This is a genomic window from Butyricicoccus sp. Marseille-Q5471, assembly GCF_951230135.1.
GTDB lineage: Bacteria > Bacillota > Clostridia > Oscillospirales > Butyricicoccaceae > Agathobaculum.
The window spans coordinates 425,712-448,189 of record NZ_CATNVC010000001.1 but is presented as its reverse complement, the minus strand read 5'-3'; the positions used below and the strand labels follow the sequence as shown (position 1 = coordinate 448,189).

Below are 22,478 nucleotides of genomic sequence, written 5' to 3'. Positions count from 1 at the left end.
AAGAGATAAAAGGGGTGTAATTATGACGAATTCTAAGGAAGCAACCGTAGAACGCGATTCTTGGAAATCCAAATGGGGGTTTATTCTCGCCTGTATCGGCTCGGCGGTCGGCATGGGAAATATCTGGCTATTCCCAAGCCGCGTGGCCAAGTATGGCGGCGCGTTTCTGGTTGCATATCTGATTTTTGATATTCTAATCGGCTTCTCCGGCGTCATTGGTGAAATGAGCTTCGGTCGTGCCGCGCGCAGCGGCCCAATCGGTGCGTTTGAAAAGGCTGCCGGCTCACGCGGTAAGAGCAAAATCGGTGCAATCATCGGCGGTATCCCGATGGTGGGCGCGCTGATGCTTGCAATCGGCTACTCGGTTGTCGTCGGCTGGATTTTCAAGTATGTGTTTGGCGCATTCACCGGCTCTGCCTTTGCACACGGCACGGATGTGACTGACATCTCCGGTTATGCTGCGGCGTTTGAGTCGACGGCATCATCCTTTGGCAACAACCTGTGGCTGATTATTGCGCTGATTGTCTGCTTCGCCATCATGGTGATGGGCGTTGCGGGCGGCATTGAAAAAGCCAACAAGATTATGATCCCGCTGTTCTTCCTGCTGTTCCTCGGTCTTGCGGTCTACGTTGCCATGCAGCCGGGCGCTTCGGAAGGCTATAAGTACATGTTCACCATCGACCCCAAGGTGCTTAAGGACCCCATGATGTGGGTCTACGCGCTGGGACAGTCGTTCTTCTCGCTGTCGCTTGCGGGCAACGGCACGGTCATTTACGGCTCTTACCTGCCGGATAACGAGGATATCGTCAGTTCGGCATGGAAGGTTGCCTTGTTTGACACCTTGGCGGCCTTTTTGGCGGCGCTTACCATCGTTCCGGCGATGGCGGCATCGGGCGCGACGACGTTCGACGGCGGCCCCGGCCTGATGTTCATCTATCTGCCCAACCTGTTTGCAGCAATGCCCGGCGGCTATGTTGTTATGATCGTGTTCTTCGTTGCGGTTCTGTTCGCGGGCCTGACTTCGCTTGTCAACCTGTTTGAAGCACCTATTGCGACATTGCAGGATAATCTGCACTTCAGCCGTGCCAAGGCGGTTGCTATCATCGGTATTATCGGTGTTGTGGTTGCGCTCTGCATCCAAGGCATCGTGTCCGGCTGGATGGACTTCGTTTCGATTTACATCTGCCCGCTCGGCGCAGGTCTTGCCGGCATCATGTTCGCATGGGTCTGGGGCAAGAAGGCGGTTGAGGATGCGGTCTCGATGGGACGGAAAAACCGTATCGGCGGATGGTACTATCCGCTTTATAAATACGGCTTCTGTATTCTGACGATGGTCGTATTCATCTGCGGTATCGTGTTCGGCGGCATCGGCTGATTCCTGATTGACACAAAACGCATCATTTTCTCCCCGCATTCGAATCGCCCGCAGCTGATGACAGACTGCGGGCGATTTGCGTTTGAGGGGATAAAGGAAAAGGAGAGCCCAATGAATTCAGTATTGCGCGACAAAATATCCAGTGCCGCAACGGCAATCGAAATCGGACTCGGAATTATCATCCTGTTTGCCTGCCTCATTGCAGGTGTCGGCATGCTGCTGAACACCGACTTTAAGCTGCTCTTTGATGCGCCCGATTACCTGCAGGTACGGCTCAGCGATGCCTGCTTAATTATCATCGGCATCGAGCTGATTAAGATGATTACCAGCTACACGATTGACTCCGTGGTCGACGTGATGCTGCTGGCAGTGGCGCGACAGATGATTGTGGAGCATACCGCGCCGCTTGAAAATCTGATTGCGGTGATGGCGGTCGGCCTGCTGTTTGTCATTCGGAAGTATCTGTATATTTCACAAATTGACCGACGTAAACCCAGCAAACGGGAGGTCGCAGAGGCGCTGCGCGCCGAGGTGCTCGGTCAGGACGTGGGGTGAAAGTCACATAAACCAATAAAAAATCTGCCGCACAATCGTGCGGCAGATTTTTGCGTTTTCGGTTTTAGCCCTGAATGTCACCGACGCCGTTGAGCACGTAACGCGGACGGTAAGCGTAGTTTTCGATATCCGCCGGAGTTGTGCAGCCGGACAAGACGAGCACGGTGTCCAGACCGGTCTCCATGCCCGCGACGATGTCGGTATCCATGCGGTCACCGACCATGACGGCTTCGTGCGAATGCACGCCGAGCATGCGCAGGCCGGTGCGCATCATCAGCGGGTTCGGCTTGCCGACATAGTAAGCGGTCTTACCCGTCGCCAGTTCAATCGGCGCGACAAGCGCACGGCAGGCTGGAATGATACCGTCCTCAGCAGGGCCGGTCAGGTCGGAGTTGGTCGCAATCAGGCGTGCGCCCTTTTGCACGAGGCTGACCGCCTTGAGGATGGTCTGATAGTTGTAGTTGGAGGTTTCGCCGCAGATGACGTAGTCGGGGTCGACGTCATTCATGACAACGCCTGCCTCATACAGCGCGCCGACCAAACCGGGTGCGCCGATGACATAAGCCGAGCAGCCGGGCTGCTGGTTTGCGACAAACTTTGCCGTTGCCAGTGCGGAGGTATAGAAATGCTCTTCACCGACCTCAAGTCCCATGCGTGCAAGCTTCTGCTGCAGCTCAAGCGGCGAGCGCTCGGACGAGTTGGTCAAAAATAGAAAACTTTTGCCCTCGCTCTGCAGCCACTCGACAAATTCCTTTACGCCCGGGAGCAGACGGTTGCCGTGATAGATGACACCGTCCATATCGCAGATAAAGCCTTTTTTGGCTCTTAATTCTTCCAGGTTGACCATATTGATAAATCTCCTCATACTATTTATATTATAAACGATTCCATGTAACCATTATGGGAAAAAATATGTCCGCCGTCAAGAGGGGGGCAGAAAGAAAAGTTTAAATTTATGTAAAATGCGCCAGTGTTTTGCGCAGAAGCCAAAGCCGTGCTATAATAAGAAAAAGAAAATGGGGTACGGAAGATGTCGCTAGCGGTCATGCATTGTATGGTGTCCGCCCTCGTGGCATACTATCACAAACATCCCGATAGAAACGGAGGATTTGCCGATGGCGATTAACACGGCGATGCGTATCGCCCTGCGTGCGCTGTCCTATCCGGCAAATGCGCTGGAGGTGGGGAAAACCTATCGCGCACAGCGTGCGCTCAGCGGATTGACGACCCCGCTTTCGCCGCTTTATCAGCTGTGGGATCAGAAAATCGAACGCGATGGTCATGAGATTCGCGTGCGCATTTACAGTCCCAAGGAGCAGGCGGACGATCGTCTGCTGCTGTTTTTCCACGGCGGCGGATGGGTGCTCGAAAGCGTGGACACCTATGACAGTGTGTGCCGCACGCTTGCGCGGCGAACCGGCTGCCGTGTCGCTTCGGTCGAATATGCTCTTGCGCCGGAGTATGTGTTCCCGGTCGGGGTGGAGGACTGCTATGCCGCTGCGCGCGCAGTCTATCAGCATCCGGAGCTGTTCGGCGTGCAGTCAAACCAGATTACGCTGATTGGCGATTCGGCTGGCGGCAACCTTTCGGCCGCAGTGTCACTGATGGCGCGTGAACGGGGCGAATTTGAGATTGCGCAGCAGATTCTGATTTATCCTGCAACCTATAATGACCATTCGGATACGTCGCCCTTTGCGTCGGTGCGGGAAAACGGGAATAATTATCTGCTGACCTCCAAGCGTGTACGCGACTATATGGAGCTGTACGCGGGCGGCGACCCGCAGAACATGCAGAGTCCCTATTTTGCGCCGCTGCTGGCGGATGATTTGACGTGCCAGCCGCGCACGCTGGTGATTACCGCCGAATTCGATCCCCTGCGGGACGAGGGCGAGGCCTATGCCTATGCCCTGCGGGACGCGGGCAATGAAGTTATGCTGTTCCGTATGCCGGACGCGCTGCACGGATATTTTTCGTTGTCGCCCCGCTTCAAGCTGGTGCGGCACACCTTTGATATGATAGACCATTTCCTGAATGGAGAAGCTGCCACATGCAAAAAAACAAACGAGAAAGAAATAAGCGAACCCTAAGCTGGTCTCGGCTCGACAATGCCGCAAAAATCTTTCCGCCGACTTCACATGGTGCGGATTCCGGTGTGTTTCGCCTGTCCTGCGAGCTGACGGAGTCGGTCGAACCCGACCTGCTGCAGCGTGCGCTCGACGAGACGCTGCGATATTATCCTCACATGTGCATGGTCATGCGCCGTGGTATCTTTTGGTACTATCTGGAGCAGACCACGCTGTCCCCGCGCGTCGCGCCCGAGCATCAGCCGCCCTGCACGCCGCTGTATTTCGGCAGCAAATCGCTTTTGTTCGAGGTTACCTACTGGCGGAGCAAGGTCAATATTGATGTGTTTCACGTACTGGCTGACGGTGCGGGTGCAATTGCGTTCTTTACGGCGCTGATGGCCGCGTATTTAACGCTGCTGCATCCGGAAGCGGGGCCGATTGCCGCTCCGCAGCCGCCGCTTTCCCACAAGCGGGAGGACAGCTTCCAGAAATACTATCAGGCACACTCCAAGGGCAAGGCGGGGGGCGTACGTCGGGCACACCGTCTGCGCGGCGCCAAGCGGCCGGATGGAGGTCTGACCATCCTGGAGGGTGTAGCGGATGTGCGGCAGCTGCTCGACCTTGCGCATCAGTACAACACAACCCTGACGGTGTACATGGCGGCGCTCATGTTTCTGGCGATTCATGACGAAATGTATGTGCGGGATGAAAAACGTCTGGTGGTGCTGACCGTGCCGGTGGATTTGCGCGGATTCTTTCCGTCGGATTCGGCGCGCAACTTTTTCAGCACCATTCGCGTGTCTTACGATTTCAGACAGCGCAGCGGTGCGCTGGAGGATATCATTGAGCAGACGGCCGCCGCGTTTAAGCGTGAGCTGACGCCCGAGCGATTGGCCGCACGCATGAATAAAATGGCGTCGCTTGAGCACCATCCGCTGCTGCGTCCCATCCCGCTGGCACTGAAAAATTTAGTACTGCGCATCTCCGGCAGTCTGTCCGATTTGGGCGAGACAGTGGCGCTGTCCAACGTTGGCAAGTTTCGCTTGCCGGAAAAGCTGCACCCGTTCGTGCGCGGCTTTGGCGTGTTCATGTCAACCGGCGCAACGCAGCTATGCACCTGCACCTTCGGCAGCAGCCTGCATTTCGGCTTTACCTCGGTGTTTGAGTCGCCTGATATCCAACGCAATTTCTTCACGCGCCTGTCTGCCGCCGGCGTTGACCTTGAAATCCGAAGCAATGAATTCCACAAGGAGGATGCGCCATGCAGCGATGCCCCTATTGCAACGTAAGGGTTGCAGGAAATAAGTCACAGTGCCCGCTGTGCGGCGGAGAGCTGACCGGCGAGCCCGCCCCGGAAACCGAACTCTTTCCCGCGCTTGAGCATCCGCGCTTCAGCGGCGGCTTTGTGCTGCGCCTGATTGCCCTCATTGCAATCATCGTCAGCGCGATCAGCATTCTGGTGAACATGGCGGTATCGACACGTATCTGGTGGTCGGCGTTTGTCGTGGTCGGCTGTGCCTGCGTTTGGCTTGCCGCCGTGGTTGGCGTGGTCAACCGCCGAGATATTATGCAAAACATCGCGTGGCAGGCGGTACTCATCCCGATTCTTTCTATTATATGGGACAAATGGACGGTCTGGCGCGGTTGGTCGATTGATTTTGTACTGCCGTGCGTGTGCCTTGTGGCACTGCTGTGCATGCTCGTGCTGGCGGTTGCGCTGAAACTGCCGGTGCATGCCTATGCGGGGCAGTTCGGACTGGTCGGTGTGCTGGGCATTGTGCCCGCGGTATTGGTCGGATTTGACAAGGTGCGCGTTGTGCTGCCTTCGTTAATTTGCGCCGGTTTGTCCGTTGCGCTGCTTGCAGCGATGCTGCTATTTCATTGGCAGACCTTCAAACAGGAGTTTGTACGGCGGTTTCATCTATAATAAGCGATAAAAAAGGGAGGCACACCGAGCGGTGTGTCTCCCTTTTGCGGTCAACCGATGGTGCTGCCTGCGGCGAGCTCGCTGACAAGAGACTGCATCTGCTGCTTGGATGAAATGTGATGCGCAGCCTCGATGATTGCCTGCCGCTGCATAGCGGACAGACTGGCGAAATGCGTCATGGCATCCTGATTCTGCGCAAGCGCCATGCCCAGTCCGAGCGGGATATCACCGCTGTTTTGATTGCTCATAAAAAACACCTCCATTGATGCGCTTAGCATGCGCAGCAAAAGAAGGCAGCATACATTTTACAGACGATGGTATGAGCGAATTGCACCAAGCACTGTGCCGACACAGCGCAGCGAGTCATTTTCACCCACAATAATGCTCGGAATATCACGCGAGGGAGCGATCAACTTCGTGAGATCACCTTTTTGATAATAGCGGCTGACAATGCCCTCGTTGTTATAAACAAAAATGCCAAGCTGATCATGCTTGGCTGTCTGCTTGCAGACGGCAAGCAGCGTGCCGGGCGGATAAATCGGCTCAAGTGAACGGCCGAGCACTTTCACTGCGTAATCGGCTTTTATTAAACTGGGCGGAAGCGTGGCGCGGATATGAAAATAGTCAATTTCATCAGCATCCCTGCCGTACTGCCCGGCGACGGCTGCCGAGTAGCAGAGCAGCAGCCGCTCATTGCCCTTTGACGGATGATAGGGCAGTTTTGAGTACAATTCGTTCAGAATTGCGACAATTGTGTTCTGCTCATTGGGCGGAAGTGCACGAAACCGCTGGATCATTTGAAACTCGCATTCGCTTGCACAGCATATGGCTTTGCTGGCAGAGTATAGCCTAATATCGCAATCAACCGGTGTATCCTCTTCCAAAAAATACAGAATCGGTACATCAAACAGTTTGGCAAGCTGCGCCATGGTATAAACCGAGGGGTTTTTGGTCACACCTGTCAGCAGCTTGTTCAAGGTGCTGAGCGGAACTTTAGCGCGGTTTGCAATCTGTTCTGCGGTGAGGTGATCGCGCTGCCGAAGATAGGACAGCTTGTCTGCAATTGATATTTTCATCCCATCCTTTCCATAAATGGAAAACTTACTTTAAAATACATTGAAAAACCCATAAGCACATTGACAATACAGTAACAAAAAACTAAAATAAGAAATACCCGGTGACGTCACTTTTATCACAAAAATAAGCATTGTAAAGGGAAAAAACGATAAGGGAGATAAGTAAATGACACAAAAATCGTATCATATCATATGTGACGAGGGTGAGCTTCCGAGCCTGTACGGCATTGAATCCTCTGATGGCAATGTCGTGCACCGGTTGTCAAGCGATTTCCGGGAAATTAGTATGCTGGTGGAGGAGTTCAATCGATTTCAGTTATCGCCCATTCATTTCTATGAGGCGGTAGATGATTTTCGCAAAGCATAGTGGCAGAAAACCGTGCACTGCCGTTGAGCATGTGCTGTTCGCTCCTATTAAAGAGTAGTTTTGGTTATTGTACAAAAAAGGTGCATAATCCTTGGAACTTAGTAGGATATGTATTATTATATCGGGTTTTGCATTGACACGCAAGGGAAAAATGTGTCGATTTTGCTCAGAAAACAAAAAAACGCCTGCTTTCGCAGGCGTTTCTTTTTGAGAGAAAAAGGAAGGTATTCTATTCATACACAACGGCTTAGGCGAACCGTTAAGCATGGCGTGTAAAAAGGGAAATTAGCGCTGCACACGGCCCGAGCCGTCGCCGCCGGCGAGTTTTTCCACCTCGGATACGGAAACGAGGTTATAGTCACCCTCAATCGAGTGCTTGAGCGCGGAGGCTGCAACAGCAAACTCCACAGCGGACTGTGTGTCCTTGCCGGACAGCAGCGCGTAAATCAGGCCGCCGCCGAAGGAATCGCCGCCGCCGACGCGGTCGACGATGTGCAGATGATATTCCTTGGAGAAACAGTAGTTTTCGCCGTCGTACAGCATAGCTGCCCAGTCGTTGTCAGTGGCTGAGAGCGAGGTGCGCAGGGTAATGGCGACTTTTTCAAAGCCAAACTGCTCTGACAGCTGCTTTGCAACGGATTTGTAAGCGTTGTGGTCAAGCTTGCCGCCGTAAATGTCGGTGTTTTCCGCTTCAATGCCGAACACATCCTTGGCGTCCTCTTCATTGGAAATGCAAACGTCAACATACTGGCACAGCTCGGTCATTGCGGCACGAGCCTGCTCGCGGGTCCAGAGCTTACCGCGGTAATTGAGGTCGCAGGAGATTTTCACACCGTGCTTTTTCGCCGCGATGCAGGCCTGCTTGCAGGTTTCCACCATGTTTTCACCGAGTGCCGGCGTGATGCCGGTGAAATGGAACCAGTCTGCGCCGTCGAAAATCGCATCCCAGTCAAAATCAGAGGGCTGCGCCTCCTGAATGGCCGAGTGCGCACGGTCATAGATGCAGACCGAGCCGCGCTGCGAAGCGCCCTTTTCCAGGAAGTAGATGCCGACGCGGTCGCCGCCGCGGACAATATCGGAGGTGTCAACGCCGTACTTGCGCAGCGAGTTGACCGCCGCCTGTCCGATGGCGTGCGCAGGAAGTTTGGTGACAAAGGAAGCGTCCATCCCGTAATTTGCGAGCGAAACGGCAACGTTTGCCTCGCCGCCGCCAAAGGTGGCCTGCAGCTGGTCGTCCTGGAAAAAGCGGTAATAGCCGTTGGGAGCGAGCCGAAGCATCAGTTCTCCGAAGGTGACAACTTTCATAATTATATCCTCCTGTAATCAGGCTTTTCGGCCGACCAGATGGACGGCAAAGCCACAGATTTCCTGTTCCAAATAAATTGCGTTGAGCGTACCGTCGGGCAGGAATTTCGCAGAGTCGGCGCGGAACGAAAAGCCGCGTGCCTCGAGCTCCGCCTGTGCAGCCGCGACATCGGGCGTGCCGATGGCAATGTGTCCGTTTTTGCCGAGGTAAGGCGTCTTCATAACCTCAATGCCGGAACCCGCGAACAAGGAGCTGTTTCCATCCTTGACAGGAAAGCCGAACAGTGTGCCGAACAGCTCAGCCGCTTTGCGTGCTTCCGCTTCGTTTTCCGCATTGATGCCGATATGTGCGAGCGCAAACTCAGCCATTGCGCGCCTCCTTGACGATTGCAACCGACTGCCGGCAGAGTGCGGTGATTTCGTCCCACTGCTGACCCTCAATCAGTTCGGCAGTAACCATGTACGAGCCGCCGCACGCCGCAATGACAGAGTTCTTGGCGTATTCGCCGAGGTTTTTCAGGCTGATGCCGCCGGTCGGCATGACCTTGAACATCGGAAACGGCGCACTCATGGCCTTGATCTTGGCAAGTCCGCCCGACTGCTCGGCAGGGAAGAACTTGAGCACCTCAAGACCGAGCTTGTAGGCGGTGTGGTAGTCGGTCGGTGTGGTGCAGCCGGGGAAGATGGCGATCTGCTTCTGCTGGCAGTAGCGCACCAGGTCGGCGTCCATGCCGGGGGTGACGATGAACTGTGAACCGGCGGAAATCGCTTCGTCGACCTGCGCGGTCGTCAGTACAGTGCCCGCGCCGACCAGCATATCGGGACAGGTCTCGCACATCGCCTTGATGGCGATGGCTGCGCCTGCCGCACGGAAGGTGACCTCTGCAACCGGTACGCCGCCCTCGGTCAGCGCCTTTGCCAGCGGAGCCGCGTCTCTCTCCGGGTGGGTGAGCTTAATGACCGGCACTACGCCAATCTGTTGTACGCGCTTTTCAATCTCGTTCATCAGGGCACTCCTTTTCATGTTTCATATTACGGAACAATGTTTCACAAAACTGATTTATGCTTTCATTATATCGAGATGCATATAAAAAGCAAGAGGAATTAAAAAAGAAACTGTGCAAAGTTGCGCTTGCAAATTTGGGTAAAATGAATTAAAATGGAACAAAGTTTCATAATACAAAACGAGGTGCGGGAAAATGGCGGAAAATTCCTCTGTGCAGTCGCTCGATCGGGCGTTTGATTTGCTTGAACTACTGTGCCGCAGCCGCGGTGGCATGACGATTGCCGCGCTGTGCGTCCAAACCGGTTTGCATAAGTCAACGGTGCACCGGCTGCTGGGTGCGATGGCGTCGCGCGGCTATGTACAGCACGACAGCGTGACCAGTGTGTACTATCCGGGGATGCGGCTGTGCGAGCTGTCGGGATATATTGTAGACAACCTTGACGTTGTCGAGCGTGCCCGTGTGCCGATGGAGCGGCTGAGCCGCGAGACGGGTGAGACCGTCCATCTCGTCATGCGTGAGCAGAACGAAATTGTCTACGTGCATAAGGTGGACAGCGTGCATAGCGCGATTCGCATGTTTTCTCGCATCGGCATGCGCCGGCCGCTGTACTGCACCGGCGTAGGCAAGGCGATCCTGGCCACCCTGTCGGATGAGGAGGTGCGCGCGGTCTGGCAGGCGAGCGATGTGCATGCCTATACCGAGCACACAATCGTGAGCGAGCAGGCGTTTCTGCGGGAAATCGCGGCGATTCGGCGTGAGGGCGTTTCGATGGATAATGAGGAAAATGAACTGGGCGTGCGCTGTGTTGCAGCTGCTATCCCGGACTATTCGGGACGTGCGGCTTATGCGCTGTCGATTTCGGCGCCGCTGTCGCGTATGTCAAATGAACGCGTGCGCGAGCTCAGTGCAATGCTGCTGACCGCGCGCGATGAGATTGCCGCCGTACTTGGCGCATGACCGGTTGAAGGATAAAAAAGAGACGCTGCCCCTTGCTGTGGGCAGCGTCTCTTTTTTTATGCGGTAAAACCTTGTGCAACATCAATAATGCGGGCGCTTGGGACTTGTGCACTTTAAAATTTAATCGCAATTTTCACTAGGTTTGAAGCAGGATACACCGAGAGAATGAACGGGATGGACTGCTATACTTAAGGCAAGTTAAGAGAACCCGCTGACAAATGAGAACGTACCGCCGTCATCCGTCAAGCTAATCAAAAAATAGGAGGCATTTTATGAAATTATCCTTCCGTTGGTACGGCGAATCCGATCCGGTTTCGCTGGAGTACATCAGCCAAATCCCGGGCATGCGCTCGATTGTTTCCGCCGTTTATGATGTCAAGCCGGGCGAGGTCTGGCCCGAGGAGAGCCTTGCAAAAATGAAGGCCGACTGTGACGCGCACGGTTTAATTTTCGACGTAGTCGAATCCATTCCAGTGCATGAGGACATCAAGCTCGGCCGCGGCGACTGTGACCGGCTGCTCGATGTGTACTGTGAGAACATTCGCCGCTGCGCCAAATACGGCATTAAGTGTGTCACCTACAATTTCATGCCCGTGTTCGACTGGACGCGCACCCAGCTTGACAAAAAGGCAGCGGACGGCTCGACCAGCCTTGTCATGTACTGGGAGCAGATGCGCGGTCTTGACCCGCTGACCGACGACATCAACCTGCCCGGCTGGGATTCGAGCTACTCGAAGGACGAGGTGCGCGAGCTGATTCGCGCTTACGGTGAGCTGGGTGAGGAAGGGCTGTGGAAAAATCTCGAAACGTTCCTCAACAAGGTCATTCCGGTTGCTGAGGAGTGCGGCGTGGTCATGGCAATCCACCCCGATGATCCCCCGTATCCGATTTTTGGCCTGCCGCGCATCATCACCTGCGAGCCAAACCTTGACCGTATGCTTGCGCTCTATGATTCACCGGCCAACGCGCTGTGCCTGTGCACCGGCTCGCTTGGCTGTGCCAAGTTTAACGATGTCGTCAAGCTGACGCGCAAGTATTCGGCCATGAACCGCATTGGGTTTATGCACATGCGCAATGTCAAAATCATGGAGGACGATTCCTTTGAGGAGCGCGCGCATCTGTCGTGCTGCGGCAGCCTCGATATGTATGAGATTGTTCGCGCACTGGTCGAAACCGGATTTGACGGCTATGTCCGTCCCGACCACGGCCGCATGATTTGGGGCGAGACAGGCAAACCCGGCTACGGCTTGTACGACCGCGCACTGGGCGCTACTTATCTCAACGGGCTGTTCGAGGCCTGTGAAAAAAACGCACGCTGAATGATGAAAGGGGATACTATCATGATGGAAAACAACGTTCTGAATACCGATTTGACCGGTAAGGTCTGCGTCATCACAGGCGCGGGCGGCGCAATTTGCGGCATGTTTGCCGAAAAGCTGGCCGCGGCAGGCGGAAAAATTGCCCTGCTCGACCTGAACGATGCGGCGGCGCAGGCCGTTGCCGACAAAATTAACGCGGCAGGCGGCACGGCGCGGGCCTACAAGGCAAATGTCCTCGAGCGTGCCGATTTGGAAAACGTGCACGAGCGGGTCAAGGCTGATCTCGGCCTGTGCGATGTGCTGATCAATGGTGCGGGCGGCAATAATCCGCGCGCAACAACCGACAACGAATTTCACCATGAGGTCAAAGAGATTGAAAACTGCAAGACCTTTTTCGATCTGGATAAGGCGGGTGTTGAATTCGTCTTCGCGCTCAACTTCCTCGGCACGCTGTTGCCGACGCAGGTATTTGCGGCCGATATGCTCGAGCGCGAGGGCGGCAACATCCTCAATATCGCATCGATGAACGCCTACACGCCGCTGACCAAGATTCCGGCTTATTCGGGCGCGAAGGCGGCAGTTGTAAACTTCACCGAGTGGCTTGCGACCTACTTTGCGGGCAGCGGCATCCGCGTCAACGCGATTGCGCCCGGCTTCTTCGTCGGCAACCAGAACCGCGGGCTGCTCTTTAACGAGGACGGCACGCCTACCCCGCGTACCAAGAAAATTCTAAACGGTACGCCGATGGGTCGCTTCGGCGAGTTGGAGGAACTGGTGGGTGCGGTGCTTTTCCTGCTCAACAACCGAGCGGCGAGCTTCATTACCGGCGTATGCATTCCGATTGACGGCGGATTCTCGGCCTATTCGGGCGTATAAAACCAAGCAAACAAAACCCCTCCAAATGGAGGGGTTTTGTCTATTAGAGGGGCATGAAGCCAAAATAACTGAGCAGTCCGTTATAAATGCCTTGTGCAAAGCCGTAGGGATCATCGCGCAGCTTTTCCGCGTCAGACGTGTTGGTCAGATAGGCCAGTTCCACTAAGATGGATGGCATATTTGTTTTTCGCAGCACGTACAGACCTGGATTGAGCCGTACACCGTTATCTCGCGTGCCCACGCGCTCGACCACGCCGCGCAGCACATGCTGTGCCAGCCAGTAGGATTGCGTATTTTCACGGTAGACGTATACTTCGGTTCCGTTAATCGCTGGATTGGTGTTGGCGTTACAGTGAATGCTGATAAAATAATCGGCGGGCCAGCTGTTGGCTGCATTGACGCGGGCGGCAAGGCTGGTCGTGTTGCTCGTGCCGAGAATCTCGGTGGGGGAGTTGCGGCTGAGCCGCACATCAAAACGCGGGTCGGCACGCAGCATGTCGGCCAGATAAACGCCGACAATGTAGGTTATATCCTGCTCGCGCAGACCGTTGCCTTCCGCACCGGTGTTCGGACCGCTCGGGTTGTGCCCCTGATCGATAAAAATTCGGATACCCAAGAGTTACCACCTCGTTTCTATCTTATGCTGCGCAGCGGGCGGCGGTGCGGATTTCTGGTATTTTCATGCGGACTGTGGTAGAATGAAAGCACTGAATAAACTGAGAACGGCATGGAATACGATCATGAAAAGACTTGCAATCGGAATATTGGCCCATGTGGACGCGGGCAAGACCACGCTGTCGGAAGCGATGCTGTACCGCGCGGGTGCACTGAAAAAGCTCGGCCGCGTCGACCATCGGGACGCGTTTCTGGATACCGGTGATTTGGAGCGGGAGCGCGGCATTACGATTTTCTCCAAGCAGGCGGTGTTTCAGCTGCAGGACACCACGGTGACGCTGCTCGACACGCCCGGCCACGTGGATTTCTCAGCCGAGATGGAGCGCACCCTGCAGGTGCTCGACTGCGCGGTTTTAGTGGTCAGCGGTACGGACGGCGTGCAGGGACATACGCAGACGCTGTGGCGGCTGCTTGCACAGCATGGCATTCCGACCTTTGTCTTTATCAATAAAATGGATTTGGCGGGCGCCGACCGTGCCGCGCTACTCGGAGAACTGCGGGCACGTCTGGGAGACGGCTGCATCGATTTTGGCGTCGACGTCGACACGCTGCAGGAGAGCCTTGCCCTGTGCGACGAGGCGCTGCTTGAACGGCATTTAGAAGGCGGAACGATTGAAGCGTCGGATATCGCCGCACTCGTTGCTGAACGGCGAGTGTTCCCGTGCTTTTTCGGATCGGCGCTGGGGCTTTCGGGTGTGGACGAGTTCTTGGAGGGCCTGTCCCGCTATGCGCGCTCGCCCTCGTACGGCGCAGCGTTTGCGGCGCGGGTCTTTAAAATCGCCCGTGACCCGCAGGGCAACCGCCTGACCTATCTCAAGGTGACGGGCGGGACGCTTTCGGTCAAGGATCAGCTGTCCGGTGAAGCGGACGGCGGCTGGCAGGAAAAGGTCAACCAAATTCGTATTTATTCGGGTGCGAAGTTCCGGACCGTCGAGAGGGCAGAGGCCGGAACGGTCTGCGCGGTGACCGGACTGACGCACACCGTGCCCGGTGTAGGATTGGGAGCGGAATCGGCGTCGCTGCCGCCCGTGCTCACGCCTGTGCTGACCTACCGCATGCGGCTGCCCGAAGGATGCGACGCACATGTCATGCTGCAAAATCTGCGTCAGCTGGAGGAGGAAGACCCCCAGCTGCACATCGTCTGGAACGAGGCGCTGGGTGAAATCCACCTGCAATTGATGGGCGAGGTGCAGCTTGAAATCCTCACGCGCTTGATTGCGGAGCGGTTCGGCATTGCCGTGTCATTCGACGAGGGCAACATCGTTTATAAGGAAACCATTGCAAATACGGTCATCGGTATTGGCCATTTTGAGCCGCTGCGTCACTATGCCGAGGTGCATTTGCTGCTCGAGCCGGGTGAGCGCGGCAGCGGTCTGTGCCTTGACAGCGCGTGCAGTGTGGACAATCTCGACCTCAACTGGCAGCGGCTTGTGCTGACCCATTTGGAGGAGCGGGAGCATCCCGGTGTGCTGATTGGCGCGCCGATTACCGATGTGAAACTCACGCTGCTCGCCGGACGGGCGCATGTCAAGCACACCGAGGGCGGCGATTTCCGTCAGGCGACCTACCGCGCCGTGCGGCAGGGACTGATGCAGGCCGAAAGTATGCTGCTGGAACCGTACTACGCCTTCCGACTCGAGCTGCCTGCCGACGCAGTCGGCCGCGCAATGACCGATATTCAGCGCATGAACGGCACATTTGATACCCCCCAACCCGCAAGTGACCTCACCGTGCTAACCGGCTTTGCGCCGGTTTCGGCGATGCGCAACTATTGGACGGAGGTGGCGGCCTACACCAAGGGATTGGGCAGGCTGTCCTGCACATTGGGCGGTTATCAGCCCTGCCATAATGCGGACGAAGTGATTGCAGCGTGCGGATATGATGCCGCACGCGACACGGAAAACCCGCCGGATTCGGTGTTCTGTTCGCATGGCGCGGGTTACACGGTCAAGTGGGACGAGGTGAAGGCGCACGCCCATGTCGACGCGGGTCTGCGTTTGGAGCGTGAGCCGGAGCAGGACGTGCCCGCCCCGGTGCGGACATCCGCCGCGCCTGCCATGGGGCGCGAAGCGGAGCAGGAGCTGCAGGCGCTATTCGAGCGCACCTATGGCCCGGTCAAAAACCGCGGTTTGGAGGCCTTTCAGCAAAGCAGGAAGCCGCTTGTGGAGGCCGATCCGCTTCCGCTGACACGTATCCGGCGGGACGATTATCTGCTTGTTGACGGCTACAACATCATTTTTGCATGGGATGAGCTGAAAACCATTGCAGCGACCGATTTGAATGCCGCCCGCGCCGCGCTTCTCAACCTGATGAGCAATTTTCAGAGCGTGCGGAAATGCCGCGTCATTGTGGTGTTTGATGCTTATAAGGTAAAGGGCGGCACGGGCTCGGTGGAAAAACAATTCAATTTGGATGTGGTGTACACCAAGGAAGCGGAAACCGCAGATATGTATATTGAGCAGACATCCTATGATTTGTCTCGCACACACCGCGTACGGGTGGCGACCTCGGACGCGTTGGAGCAGATGATCATTCTCGGTCACGGCGCAGAGCGCCTGTCGGCCGGCGACCTGCGTTGGGAGGTCGACCAAACCAATCAGCATCTGGATGAGGTTATCCGTGCGCTGAGCAAGCGGTAACACGGTCGTTTGCGGGAGATCAAATAGAAACAGGGAGGGGCGAAATCATCACCCCTCCCTGTTGTTTTATCCGCCGACCGATCGCATGCACCGTATCACCAAAGAATCGTTTTCGTACGTCACTGTGGCCTCGTCAATCATCATCCCGACCAAGGTCAGCTCAGTATCGGTTGCGACTTCGCCGGAAAGTCCCCAGAAATTCTGCTCAATTTCTTTTTGACGGGGGATATTCAGCGCCCGCTCCAGTTCGGAAAGTACCTTGTCGGGGATACCGGCCAGCCTGCAGGCAATGCAGCAGTGATAGCCGTCGCTCTCCCGTCCCATATCAATGTGATAATCGGCAGCGCCCAACTCGTGACAATAAATCAACAAATCGGTCATAATGCGCATGTTTTTCTCAAATTCGTGCTTCATCTTGCTTTCTTCCTTTTGCGATAAATGGGGGTGACGGCTTGTCTGCCGCCGGTTTACTCATTGGGAATTTTCTTCAGCGATGTGATAATCGGAACCAGAATCAGGGCAACAAATCCCGCGGCAAAGCCGTTGTTGTATAGATTCAGGCCATTGCTCATGTATCCGGTGTGCAGAACCAGTCCTACATGAACAAATCCTGCTATGATGCCCCAAACAACACCGAATTGACCGGAAATCGGCGCAAGCCCGGCGGAGAACAGCACGGCCAGTGCATTGCCCGGCGCGGTGGGGTCGGAAACATTGACACACGCCGCCAGAATTGCGCCTGCCATGATGGGCAGCACGTTGCGGAGGTGGTTGCCGAAACAGCCGAAGGCCACGATGGTCAGAATGCCGCCCATGGTAGGCCCGTTGATGCTGAATCCGAGCAGCAAGGCCATCGTGGTAGCAAAGATACCCAGAATGCCCATGTTAATATAACTGGTTTCGCCATAAAGCGTATAATAGTCGGACACCAATCGTCCCGAAGAACGAATAATCCGCTTAAAGTTGTCCGCATGGTTTTTGCCGCGTCCGAGAACGAATCCACCGGCAATCAAAGCGGCACACAGAGCATAGAGCAGGGCCGCCATTTCAAAATTATGACCCTCGCCCCACAGGTTGGACGTTTCGATCGTAATATCGAATGCCTGCAGTCCCGCGACCAGAAACATAGCCAATAATCCGCCCGCAAACCCCATGTTGTACAGGTTGTAGCCATCGTGCACGCGAACGGTAAAGGCGGACAGCATCGGGAAGATAAAACCCGCAAACACGCCGAGTATCATGCCAAAGGCAATGCCGATGTACGGATGCAGCGGGTCGAACCCGAAAGCCAGCTCGGAAACGACCGGACTGAGCGTGGCAACGAGCAGCGCTGCGAGCGAGTAATTGATGAAGGGTGCTTTCTGCACCTTGGCGTAAAGCCATACGCCGGCGGTCAGCGGCAGCATATTCAATAGGTTTTTGCCAAAGAAGCCAAACCCCACACTCATCCACAGCGCCATAATCGTTGCGCCGTTGGGCTTAACGCCGATGAAAAAAACCAAACACAGGGCGGCGGCGCCGACCAAAGCGCCATTGACCAGCATCGCACCGGCACCGCCGACCAGCATATAGTCGGTAATGAGCAAGCTGCGGGAGGTAAGGATGCGCAGCAGCCCTTGACCGATGGCGGCCGGGGAATCCAGAACAAAGGCATAGGCGACAATCAGTGCAAGCAGTATGGCAAAAAAACGATATTCCGGATAAAATCGCGCGTAAGGAGAGCGAGGACGCGGCGTTGGATTAGCTTTTTGAACCATGGATACCTCTCGGTCGGAAACGGCTGTTTTTTCGACAGTATATCACGGGATTACCCTTTTCAGCAAGTGAAATATATAAAGTTTCCCCCTGCACATCGTAAATGCGCTGTTCCCCGGCTTTGCATAGCATTTTATTTTACAGCTTGCAAAAACGAAAAAAAGCAACATTCTTATGGACAAAAAATAAAAACCAGATAAAATTATTACATAGAATGACATTGAAAGGGGAATGGATTATGAGGCGTGGATTCCGGTTTCGGATGATGACTGCAATATTAATTGTTGCGGTTGTTGGCATGTTTGTGTTCGCGTTAGAGAGCTATTCCACTTCCAAGTCAAGCATTGAACAGAATTACGTCAAGTCACTGGACGAAAAGATGACGCTACAAATCAGGAACTTTGATGATGTGATGCAGGAAATGTATCAGCAGGTGCAGCACGCCGGGAGTGAGGAGGAATTAATCAGCTGTATCGGGCGTTATATGAATGGAAATCGCTCCTATGCGGAAGGCACGGAAGTGGCGCAAAAGCTTTCGGATATCCTGTCTTTTTATCGTTTTGGAAGCACATTTTACTTATATTTGCCGGAATCCGGCAAGATTTTCAGTTCTCGGGACTATTATGCGGTTCGGGACGCAGAGGATGAAAGCATCTCCTTTTTCGGGGAGGAAGTGCGTAATCCCTTCACGCCGCTCTGCCGTATCAGTCGCATGGGCACGTCCCCCGGGCGGGTATTTGCATACACGCAACCGGTCAAAAATGAGGCGGGAGAACAACTGGGCGTTGTGTGCTTGACGGTAGAAGAGCGGCAGATTTATTATTCTCTGCTTGATTATCTGAATAATACAGCGGGCGAAGAGTATTTGCTCCTGGAACCGGACGGAACCATTTGCTCCGCGGCCGATCTCAATCGGATTGGTCACACGGTTCGGGAGCTAGGCACACAGCAGCAGGATCGTATGAACGCAAAGACCGGGACGGACGGGCTTTTGTATACAAGCGTAGAAGCGCCGTTTTCCGGTTACCGCATTCTGTGCCAGAGCGATTTGAAGGGCCTGACGACTGCTGTTCGAGAAAAGTTGATTTACTTAGTGCTGATTGCGCTGTTGGTCTTGATGGGGCTCATTTTTACCGCGGCAATCTTGGTGCAAAGGCTGTATCGCCCAATCAAAGAGCTGACCGACGCAATCGATCATGTGGGCGGAGGAGATTTTACAGCACGGGTTGAGGAACGATCTGTGGATGAATTCGGCGTGATGCGGGCGCATTTTAACGAGATGGTTTCCCGCATGGATGAAATGATGGAGCAGGTGGTAACAGAACGCACACAAAAAAGAGAGGCGGAAATCAACGCGCTGCAATATCAAATTCGCCCGCATTTTATGTACAATACGCTCAATTCCATTCGCTTTGCGGCAACGCTTCAAAAAAACGATAAGCTCGCCGCGCTTTTGGGTGATTTTATTGCACTGCTCGAAGCAAGCGCGCAGAGAAAGGGCGCGTTTATTCCGCTGAAGGAAGAGGTGCAGCTGGTGCAGAATTATCTGTCGCTGCAGGCTTTCCGCTATTTTGACTGCTTTGAAACGCAGTTTTCCATTGCGCCTGAAACAGAAGATTGCTATGTGCCGTGCCTGCTATTGCAGCCGATGGTAGAGAATGCGGTGTTCCACGGAATAGATCCCAAGCGAAATGATAACCAAATCAAAGTGAGGTCCTGGTTGGAACAGGAGAAACTGCATATTTCCATACAGGATAATGGCCAAGGCTATTTGGCAGAACCGGACGAGCCGTCTCATGGGGAAGAAGATAAGCATCGGTTTACCGGAATCGGTCTGAAAAATGTGGAGCAAAGGCTCAGACTTTACTATGGGGATGCCGCGGGTTTTGCCATTCACAGTGAGCTGAAAGTTAGCACGACCGTGGAATTCTATTTGCCCATCAGCCGAAATGAGCAGGAGTACAGCACCAAGAAGGGGGATGACGCGGAATGAACTGGGCAAGGAGACTATGCATCCCGCTGCTGCTGCTTTTATGCGGCTGCAGCAGCATTGAAATGCACAGAGAACAACCCGAATATTCGGTCGGCGTCGTTCTGAAGGCGCTGAACAGTCCGTATTGGTTGGATATGAAGTCCGGCATGGAACAGGCGGCAGCGGATTATGGTGTGGATTTGATACTGCTGTATCCCAAGGGGGAGCAGGAAGCAGAGGAGCAGCAAAATCTAATTTCGGATATGCTGAACAGTGACATCGATTTATTAATGGTAGCACCCTGTAATTCCTATAATACAAACTGGTTTGTGCAGCAAGCGGAGGAACGGGATATTCAGCTTCTGACAGTGGATACCCGGGCGATGGATACCGATTTGCCCTATATCGGGTCGGATAATTACCTCTTTGGCAAAATGGTGGCGCAGTATTTAAATGAGCAGCTGGGGGAGGATGCTTCGCTATTTATGTTGTTTGGTCCGGAAAACCAATCCAGCATCATTGAGCGGTATCAGGCAATGCGGGATGAGCTCAAGGATGGGATTCGGATTCGTGATGTGCAGTATTATGAACTGAGCGAAGAGAACGGATACCAAGCCGTGCAGAAACTGACAGAACCGGTGGATGCGATTTTTTGTCAGAATGTTGTGATTGGGTGCGGCGCGGTGGAGGCATTGACGGAAAAGGGGTGGACTGCCAAGGTAGTTGCGGTGGACACCAGAGCCGATGCGATTGAGATACTCCAAAACGGTACCATGGATGCGATGGTGGCACAGGATGGCTACGAAATCGGGTATCAGGCCATTAAACTTGCAATAGAGTCCATGAAGAGCGGACAAACCATGGAGGACGTGCTGTTTGGAGGAGAATTGCTGACGGCGCAGGATGTAGGAGGGGACTGATATGTACCGGACGCTAATCGTTGATGACGATATGATTGTCCGAATGTATCTGAAAGATGTGATACATTGGGAAGACCATGGGTTTACGATTGTTGGAATTGCGAGAGATGGCGAAGAAGCGCTCGAAATTGTAAAGGAGACAGACCCTGACCTGATTCTCACGGATATCAGCATGCCGCGGATGAACGGCATCCAATTGATTCAGCGGCTACGCCGGGATCAATATGACGGCGTAATCAACGTGCTCAGCTGCCACGACGATTTTGAATTTGTAAAAAGTGCATTGCAGGAGGGCGCGGACGACTATCTTCTGAAAAACTACTTAAATGACACCACAATGGAAGATCGGCTCAAAAAACTGGCCGAGCAAATACAGGCACGCCATCGGGAAGCCGATCAGCGCCATAATATCAATACGCTGGCGCGCAGCGGCATTGATGTCATACGGCGTGAGCTGCTCGAACGAATCCTGAGCGGCGATATGGCGCCTGCCGCGTGCGAACAGTATATGGCACAGGCAAAGCTGCACGGAACGTACCACAGGCTGACCGCGGTACTGCTGCAGCCGTCTGGAGCGGATCGGGAGCAAATGCATGAGCTGCTGCTGCTGTGTGAGCAACGGTTGGAGAACGAAGCGGCGGATGTTTTGCTGCTGCGCGAAAACACAATGGCGCTGCTCGTTGATTTGGGTGATGTTGCATCCATGGCGCAAAGCATTGATAAGGTGAACCGAATGGAGCTGATGATAGACCGCATTGCCAAACAATATCTTAATTTGGAGCTCGCAATCGCAGCAAGTGCCGTATGCGAAGGGAATGAAGCCATTGCACAGGCGCTGCGGCAGGCCAATGAAACGTTGCAGCATAGTTTTTACGGGAGCGGATGCTGGCGCTATGGGCAGGAGGAAAAACTATCATCGGTTTTGCCGGAAGAAGCCCGATTATTCATCAAAGAATTGCCCAGACTGAAAGAAAACAGGCAGGACGAGCAGCTTAGGGAGCTGTACGCCAAAACACTGGAGGCGATGAAAGCAAACCGTGTCTGTGCCGGCGAAGTGCTTTCGTGGCTGAGACAGTGCGATCATATCGCCGAAATGCACCGAACGGAAAACCAGTACAGCCAAATGAAGCAGTTTTCGGATTATTTGGGCTGCGCAGAGGAGTATATTACGCATTGGAGCGCCAATCCCGTGCGAGAGATTCCGGCGCATCTCAGCGCACAGATGTGCATGGCGGTAAAATACCTGCAGCAGCATTTTTACGAGCCGATTGGATTAAATGACGCGGCAGAACAGGCAGGTCTGTCGCCTGCATACTTTAGTACCGTATTTAAGCAGGAAATGGGAATCGGTTTTTCGGCGTATCTGCTATCGCTCCGTCTGGAACGGGTCTGTGCCCGGCTTCGCGCCACGGCGCAGACAAGTAAGCAGATTTCCGAGGATGCCGGATTTTCCGACTATCCTTATTTTTGCCGCGTTTTCAAGAAAAACCTTGGAGTAGGACCGATAGAATATCGAAAAAGCAAGTAGATTCTCCTTTTAAGAACACACAGCTCTGACAGCAGACATGCTGCCGGAGCTGTGTGTTTTTTTGATGCCGTCCCAAAAAACGAAAAAAAGACAAGGTTTTGAAAAAAATATACAATTTCGTTGTCCGTTGGCTCTCATTATACTTGATATTACAAAGAG

Annotated in this window: 22 protein-coding genes; 13 read left to right on the top strand and 9 right to left on the bottom strand. The window is 54.3% G+C overall.

What is annotated here, in order from left to right:
• Positions 1 to 22: 22 nt before the first annotated feature.
• Together QOX26_RS02330 and QOX26_RS02325 are read left to right on the top strand one after the other, a co-directional pair.
• The gene (locus QOX26_RS02330) at positions 23 to 1,375 is read left to right on the top strand and encodes a sodium-dependent transporter (protein ID WP_283673265.1); all 1,353 of its coding nucleotides are present in this window, start codon (positions 23 to 25) and stop codon (positions 1,373 to 1,375) included.
• Between the two features lie 111 nt (positions 1,376 to 1,486).
• Positions 1,487 to 1,930 (top strand): phosphate-starvation-inducible PsiE family protein, encoded by a 444-nt coding sequence (locus tag QOX26_RS02325; RefSeq protein WP_283673264.1) that lies wholly within the window; start codon positions 1,487 to 1,489, stop codon positions 1,928 to 1,930.
• A 64-nt stretch (positions 1,931 to 1,994) separates the two neighbouring features.
• On the opposite strand, the gene QOX26_RS02320 is transcribed toward QOX26_RS02325, so the two are convergent.
• Positions 1,995 to 2,777 (bottom strand): HAD-IIA family hydrolase, encoded by a 783-nt coding sequence (locus tag QOX26_RS02320; protein WP_283673263.1) that lies wholly within the window; start codon positions 2,775 to 2,777, stop codon positions 1,995 to 1,997.
• Positions 2,778 to 3,045: 268 nt separating this feature from the next.
• Here QOX26_RS02320 and QOX26_RS02315 point away from each other — a divergent pair, with 268 nt between their 5' ends.
• From QOX26_RS02315 to QOX26_RS02305, 3 genes are read left to right on the top strand one after another with little or no spacing between them, the layout of a single operon-like run.
• Complete coding sequence (locus QOX26_RS02315; RefSeq protein ID WP_283673262.1) at positions 3,046 to 4,017, top strand: alpha/beta hydrolase; 972 nt, start codon at positions 3,046 to 3,048, stop codon at positions 4,015 to 4,017.
• Positions 3,978 to 5,285: a hypothetical protein gene (locus QOX26_RS02310; RefSeq protein ID WP_283673261.1), complete on the top strand. Its 1,308-nt coding sequence runs from the start codon at positions 3,978 to 3,980 to the stop codon at positions 5,283 to 5,285. The genes QOX26_RS02315 and QOX26_RS02310 overlap by 40 nt, the downstream gene beginning before the upstream one ends.
• Positions 5,258 to 5,923, top strand: coding sequence for a DUF6320 domain-containing protein (locus QOX26_RS02305; RefSeq protein WP_283673260.1), 666 nt, complete (start codon positions 5,258 to 5,260; stop codon positions 5,921 to 5,923). Before QOX26_RS02310 ends, QOX26_RS02305 begins: the two co-directional genes overlap by 28 nt.
• A gap of 50 nt (positions 5,924 to 5,973) precedes the next feature.
• Here the strand turns inward: QOX26_RS02305 and QOX26_RS02300 are convergent, their stop codons facing one another.
• Together QOX26_RS02300 and QOX26_RS02295 are read right to left on the bottom strand one after the other, a co-directional pair.
• Positions 5,974 to 6,171, bottom strand: a complete 198-nt coding sequence (locus QOX26_RS02300; RefSeq protein ID WP_283673259.1) for a YdeI/OmpD-associated family protein — start codon at positions 6,169 to 6,171, stop codon at positions 5,974 to 5,976.
• Positions 6,172 to 6,228: 57 nt separating this feature from the next.
• Positions 6,229 to 6,999 carry a S24 family peptidase gene (locus QOX26_RS02295; protein ID WP_283673258.1) on the bottom strand — a complete coding sequence of 257 codons (771 nt, stop codon included), beginning with the start codon at positions 6,997 to 6,999 and terminating at the stop codon, positions 6,229 to 6,231.
• Positions 7,000 to 7,165: 166 nt separating this feature from the next.
• Here QOX26_RS02295 and QOX26_RS02290 point away from each other — a divergent pair, with 166 nt between their 5' ends.
• The gene (locus tag QOX26_RS02290) at positions 7,166 to 7,366 is read left to right on the top strand and encodes a hypothetical protein (RefSeq protein WP_283673257.1); all 201 of its coding nucleotides are present in this window, start codon (positions 7,166 to 7,168) and stop codon (positions 7,364 to 7,366) included.
• A gap of 285 nt (positions 7,367 to 7,651) precedes the next feature.
• Here the strand turns inward: QOX26_RS02290 and QOX26_RS02285 are convergent, their stop codons facing one another.
• Genes QOX26_RS02285 through eda form a run of 3 tightly spaced genes read right to left on the bottom strand, consistent with a single transcriptional unit; the run spans position 7,652 to position 9,677 of the window.
• Positions 7,652 to 8,671: a sugar kinase gene (locus QOX26_RS02285; protein ID WP_283673256.1), complete on the bottom strand. Its 1,020-nt coding sequence runs from the start codon at positions 8,669 to 8,671 to the stop codon at positions 7,652 to 7,654.
• A gap of 18 nt (positions 8,672 to 8,689) precedes the next feature.
• Positions 8,690 to 9,040: a VOC family protein gene (locus QOX26_RS02280; protein ID WP_283673255.1), complete on the bottom strand. Its 351-nt coding sequence runs from the start codon at positions 9,038 to 9,040 to the stop codon at positions 8,690 to 8,692.
• Positions 9,033 to 9,677, bottom strand: a complete 645-nt coding sequence (gene eda, locus QOX26_RS02275) for a bifunctional 4-hydroxy-2-oxoglutarate aldolase/2-dehydro-3-deoxy-phosphogluconate aldolase (RefSeq protein ID WP_283673254.1) — start codon at positions 9,675 to 9,677, stop codon at positions 9,033 to 9,035. Before eda ends, QOX26_RS02280 begins: the two co-directional genes overlap by 8 nt.
• Positions 9,678 to 9,870: 193 nt before the next feature.
• Between eda and QOX26_RS02270 the strand changes: the two genes are divergently transcribed.
• The 3 genes from QOX26_RS02270 to QOX26_RS02260 all read left to right on the top strand — a co-directional run bounded on the left by QOX26_RS02270 (position 9,871) and on the right by QOX26_RS02260 (position 12,830).
• On the top strand, positions 9,871 to 10,635 hold the full coding sequence (locus QOX26_RS02270) for an IclR family transcriptional regulator (protein WP_283673253.1): 765 nt from the start codon (positions 9,871 to 9,873) through the stop codon (positions 10,633 to 10,635).
• Between the two features lie 272 nt (positions 10,636 to 10,907).
• A complete protein-coding gene (uxuA, locus tag QOX26_RS02265; RefSeq protein ID WP_283673252.1) occupies positions 10,908 to 11,954 on the top strand; it encodes a mannonate dehydratase in 1,047 nt (348 codons plus the stop codon).
• Between the two features lie 24 nt (positions 11,955 to 11,978).
• Positions 11,979 to 12,830: an SDR family oxidoreductase gene (locus QOX26_RS02260; protein WP_283673313.1), complete on the top strand. Its 852-nt coding sequence runs from the start codon at positions 11,979 to 11,981 to the stop codon at positions 12,828 to 12,830.
• Between the two features lie 43 nt (positions 12,831 to 12,873).
• Here QOX26_RS02260 and QOX26_RS02255 read toward each other — a convergent pair whose 3' ends face one another.
• Positions 12,874 to 13,446: an N-acetylmuramoyl-L-alanine amidase family protein gene (locus QOX26_RS02255; RefSeq protein ID WP_283673251.1), complete on the bottom strand. Its 573-nt coding sequence runs from the start codon at positions 13,444 to 13,446 to the stop codon at positions 12,874 to 12,876.
• Positions 13,447 to 13,570: 124 nt separating this feature from the next.
• Between QOX26_RS02255 and QOX26_RS02250 the strand changes: the two genes are divergently transcribed.
• On the top strand, positions 13,571 to 16,144 hold the full coding sequence (locus QOX26_RS02250) for a translation factor GTPase family protein (RefSeq protein ID WP_283673250.1): 2,574 nt from the start codon (positions 13,571 to 13,573) through the stop codon (positions 16,142 to 16,144).
• A gap of 66 nt (positions 16,145 to 16,210) precedes the next feature.
• Here QOX26_RS02250 and QOX26_RS02245 read toward each other — a convergent pair whose 3' ends face one another.
• Positions 16,211 to 16,558, bottom strand: coding sequence for a hypothetical protein (locus QOX26_RS02245; RefSeq protein ID WP_283673249.1), 348 nt, complete (start codon positions 16,556 to 16,558; stop codon positions 16,211 to 16,213).
• Positions 16,559 to 16,611: 53 nt separating this feature from the next.
• Positions 16,612 to 17,901, bottom strand: coding sequence for a DUF1576 domain-containing protein (locus QOX26_RS02240; protein ID WP_283673248.1), 1,290 nt, complete (start codon positions 17,899 to 17,901; stop codon positions 16,612 to 16,614).
• Between the two features lie 236 nt (positions 17,902 to 18,137).
• Here QOX26_RS02240 and QOX26_RS02235 point away from each other — a divergent pair, with 236 nt between their 5' ends.
• Genes QOX26_RS02235 through QOX26_RS02225 form a run of 3 tightly spaced genes read left to right on the top strand, consistent with a single transcriptional unit; the run spans position 18,138 to position 22,319 of the window.
• The gene (locus QOX26_RS02235; protein ID WP_283673247.1) at positions 18,138 to 19,892 is read left to right on the top strand and encodes a cache domain-containing sensor histidine kinase; all 1,755 of its coding nucleotides are present in this window, start codon (positions 18,138 to 18,140) and stop codon (positions 19,890 to 19,892) included.
• A complete protein-coding gene (locus QOX26_RS02230; RefSeq protein ID WP_283673246.1) occupies positions 19,889 to 20,791 on the top strand; it encodes a substrate-binding domain-containing protein in 903 nt (300 codons plus the stop codon). The genes QOX26_RS02235 and QOX26_RS02230 overlap by 4 nt, the downstream gene beginning before the upstream one ends.
• A gap of 1 nt (position 20,792) precedes the next feature.
• Positions 20,793 to 22,319 (top strand): response regulator transcription factor, encoded by a 1,527-nt coding sequence (locus tag QOX26_RS02225; protein WP_283673245.1) that lies wholly within the window; start codon positions 20,793 to 20,795, stop codon positions 22,317 to 22,319.
• Positions 22,320 to 22,478: the final 159 nt, after the last annotated feature.